The 3,903-nt window shown below is 71.7% G+C and carries 3 protein-coding genes; all 3 read left to right on the top strand.

The features are described from left to right. The first annotated feature begins 229 nt into the window (after positions 1–229). Positions 230–1,003, top strand: coding sequence for an enoyl-CoA hydratase-related protein (locus ACY45C_RS05585; RefSeq protein WP_462186581.1), 774 nt, complete (start codon positions 230–232; stop codon positions 1,001–1,003). A gap of 144 nt (positions 1,004–1,147) precedes the next feature. Continuing rightward, the gene (locus tag ACY45C_RS05580; protein ID WP_462186580.1) at positions 1,148–1,450 is read left to right on the top strand and encodes a DUF6343 family protein; all 303 of its coding nucleotides are present in this window, start codon (positions 1,148–1,150) and stop codon (positions 1,448–1,450) included. Positions 1,451–1,623: 173 nt separating this feature from the next. Next, positions 1,624–2,925: a DUF445 domain-containing protein gene (locus ACY45C_RS05575; protein WP_462186579.1), complete on the top strand. Its 1,302-nt coding sequence runs from the start codon at positions 1,624–1,626 to the stop codon at positions 2,923–2,925. The last annotated feature ends 978 nt before the right edge of the window (positions 2,926–3,903 follow it).

Raw genomic sequence — 3,903 nt, 5'->3', positions numbered from 1 at the left:
ACTCCACGACGAACCTCCCCATCAACTCCCGTCCAATGAGCTGCTGCTGAACTGCTGTGTTAATCGCCGAGCGAGGCCCGGCTGGCGGAAGCGGCGGAGGTCACGGAAGCGGCGGAGGTGACACAACTGCTTTCACCCGAGGCCAGCCGGTGGCACTGTGCCCCTGGGCACGACCGGGTCAGGAGCACGGCCGGGTCAAGGAACCCGACGGACCGGTGAGGAGACACGGATGAGCAGCCAGATCGAGAGCGAACCCGGCCAGGGCACGCTGACGGTACGGATCAACCGTCCGGAGAAACGCAACGCCCTCACCCAGGCGATGTACGTCGCCCTCACGGAGGCGTTCGACAAGGCCGAGACCGACCCGGAGATCCGGGTTATCCGGTTGACCGGCAGCGGTGGATCCTTCACCGCCGGCAACGATCTGGTCGACTTTCTGGCCACCAACGCCCTCCGGGCGGAGGGTCCGACGCTGACCTTCATCCGGACGCTGGCCCGCAGCACGAAACTTCTCGTCGCCGAGGTCGACGGGCCCGCGATGGGCATCGGGACCACGCTGCTGCTGCACTGCGACCTGGTCTATGCGACCGAGCGCAGCACTCTCGGGATGCCGTTCGTCAACCTGGGGGTGATCCCCGAGTTCGGGTCGACCCTCCTGCTACCCCGCCGGGTCGGGCCAGCCATCGCTGCCCGCATCGTCTACTTCGGCGAGTCCCTCGGAGCGGCCGAGGCCGCCCGACTGGGGGTGGTGACCGAGGTGCTTCCCGACGCCGAAGCGCTACGCGCCCGGGTCGACGACCGGGTGGCGGCGCTGCTGGCCCAGCCGCCGCAGGCGCTCGCGGCAGCTCGCGCCCTGCTGCACGACGGCGGGACACCGGAGGTGCTGGCGCGCATCGACGCCGAAAGCGCGATCTTCACCGAGCGCCTCGTCAGCGACGAGGCGAGATCCGCGATGACCGCCAGGCTGCCGGGCCGCCACGGCACGTCGGCAGCCGAGGGCTGACCGACCACCCGTGAGCTGACCGACCACCGAGGGCTGACCGACGTCGGTGCCGGCCCGCTCCATGCCGTCCGTGCGGCCCGGGAGGACCAGCCCCGCAACGGCGACGAGGGTGACCGGTTCGCCCCGTCCGGGCGGGGCATACCGGTGCCTGTGACCCATTCCCTGCCGCACCAACGCGACCGGGGTAGTGCCCTCGGGCACCGGCCTTGGTGGCGCCGCGCCTTCTCCTCCGGCTCCTCCGATCCGGGGAGGTTCCCCCCGGCTCGCAGCGCATTCGGGCTACGCCGCGTCCTCGCCGCGTTCGGCCTGGTGTTCTGCGGGGTCTTCGCCGGTTTCTTCGCCGTCCGGGGGCAGACAGCCGGCGCCGCGGTCCTCGCCTTCCTCGCCCTCGTCGCCATCGTCGATCTGGTCGTCATCCAGCAACGGATCCGGCGCCAGACCGAATGATCCCCACGCCGGTCCGGATGGGCGGTGCTCCCGCATAAGGTGGCCGAGGATCGTCGCGTCCGACACCGCCAGGCTCGCCCGCCAGCCTGGTCGGTCCGCGCCGATCCGGCTGGCGGAACGAGCAGGAGGATCTCAGTGGGCGGCGGGACGGGCGGCCGACCGAACGGGCGGCGATGAACGATCCGGAGGGCGTCTCCGGGCCGGTGTCGGCTGGCTTCGCGCGCGGCACCACCGACGAGGCGGGCCTGCGCCGCGGGCTTCGCCGGATGCGGCTCATCGCCGGCAGCCTGCTTGCCGCGGTGGCGACGATCTACCTCCTCGCCGCCCGCTGGCAGGCCCGCGGTGGCCCGGGGTGGATCGGGTACGTGGCCGCGGCCGCCGAGGCGGGCGCGGTCGGCGCACTGGCCGACTGGTTCGCCGTGACCGCGCTGTTCCGCCACCCACTCGGCCTCCCGATCCCGCACACGGCGATCATTCCTCGGCGTAAGGACGCGCTTGGTCGGAGCCTGGAGAGCTTCGTCGGCACCCACTTCCTCGCCGAGGACGTGATCCGGGAGAAGATCGACGGCATCGGAGTGTCCGCCCGGGTCGGTGCCTGGCTACGCCAGCCGTCGCACGCCGAACGGGTCACGACCGAGGCGGCGGAACGGCTCACCGCGATGATCTCCGGAATGAACGACGACCTGGTCCGCGAACTCGTCGAGAAGGCGGTGCTGCCCCGCATCGTCGAACGGCCCTGGGCCGGGGCCCTCGGAATGGCGCTGGAACGGGTGGTCGAGGACCGGCTGCACCATCGACTGGTCGACGTGATCGTCACCGAGGCCGAGACGTGGTTGAAGCAGAACCCGGAGGTCTTCACCCGCACCGTGCAGGACCGGGCACCAAGCTGGTCGCCGAAGTGGCTGGACGAGGCGGTCGCGGCCAAGGCGTACAGCGAGGCGCTGCGCTTCACCGAGGCGCTGCGCACCGACCCCGAGCACCGGGCACGCCGCGCCCTGGACACGTTCCTGCGCGGCTTCGCCGGCCGGCTGCGCACCGACGAGGCGCTGGGACGGCAGGTCGAGCAAATCAAGTACCGGCTCCTGGCCCATCCTGAGGTCGACCGGATGATCTCCGCCATGTGGGCCACGGCGAAAAGCATCCTGCTCGATCTCGCCTCCGATCCGGGCAGCACGGCCCGGGTCCGCGCGACCGACGAACTCGCGGCCTTCGGCGCCCAGCTCGCCACCGATCCGGAGCTGGCGCGCACCGTCGACCACACCGTGGCGAACGCGGCCACCCGCGTGGTGTGCCGGTACAAGGACGACATCGCCGCGATCATCGGAGATACTGTCGGCCGCTGGCAGCCCGACGAGACCTCCCGGCGCATCGAGCTGCACGTCGGTCGCGACCTGCAGTTCATCCGGATCAACGGCACCGTCGTCGGTGCCCTCGTGGGACTGGTCATCCACCTGGTCACCGAACTCGCCTTCTGACGCAACGGGTGGGGTTGAGGAAGCGTGCGGGGCAACGAGGACGATCGCCGTGGCGACGAACGTGGGAGCCGGCCCGGCCCGGATGACCGATAGCCCGTCCGGGGACTGCCATGGCCGACGCCACCCGGTCGGCCCAGCCTGCCGGTCGCCGGACTGGTCATGCTGGTCTGGTTCGGGCTGATTACCCGGATCGGCCACTACGACGTCGACGTCTTCCTGCGGGCCGGCGCGGCCGGGCAGCACGGGCTCGATCCCTATCCCGCCCCCGGCACGGGGGGCAGTGTACTCCGGCTTTCCGTTCGTCTACCCCTAACCTCACAGCGATGCCGTTCGCGCCGCTGCTGCTCTGACTGCTGCTCGCCCGCCGGTTGCGGGCCTGGATGGCGGCCCTCCCCGATCGGGCCGGACCCCGCCGTGGGATCGGACACTCCGGTGGGACCACCCACTTCCATGGGGCCGGGCACGTCACCGCCGCGACCGGGGGCTGCGGACCGCGGCCGGCGACCCGCTCGCCCGAAGGAGTAACCCGGGACGAACCGGCGGGTGAGCCCGAGACGTACAGCCGCAGGATCGGCGTCTCTCACACTCCGCGTGGCGGGACGGCGATGTACCTTGAACAGAACGACGGCTTGCAAGGCCGTCCGCGCCCGGCCGAACGGTCGGGTGTGCGAGGTCGGTGCGAGCGCCCTAGCGGGGATGACCCGCCGGTGGGTCCGGTCGCGAAACCCGGCCGTACCCCCGGCCTCCGGACGATACGCGGACTGGTGTGGAACACCTCATCCAGCCCGGGTGGACCCATGGCGGCCCTGACCTGATCGGCGGATCCTCTGTCTCAGTACGGAAACTCCCAGTCTCACCCGGCCCAGCAGTCTCACCCGGCCCAGCACTCCCACGCCCCGCAGCGCCAGCCTCGTCCGGCCCGGGGCCGCGGCGGTCCGGGCGGTGGCGGGGCCCGGGGTGGCGGCCGCGGTGCCGGCG

Source organism: Frankia sp. CcWB2 (genome assembly GCF_977927585.1).
The sequence above is the reverse complement of the archived record's forward strand: the minus strand, read 5'-3'. Positions and strand labels throughout refer to the sequence as shown.

Bases quoted from the DNA above. Each gene is read 5' to 3' on its own strand.
- ACY45C_RS05585 (WP_462186581.1), top strand. From the start codon at position 230: ATGAGCAGCCAGATCGAGAGCGAACCCGGCCAGGGCACGCTGACGGTA.
- ACY45C_RS05575 (WP_462186579.1), top strand. From the start codon at position 1,624: ATGAACGATCCGGAGGGCGTCTCCGGGCCGGTGTCGGCTGGCTTCGCG.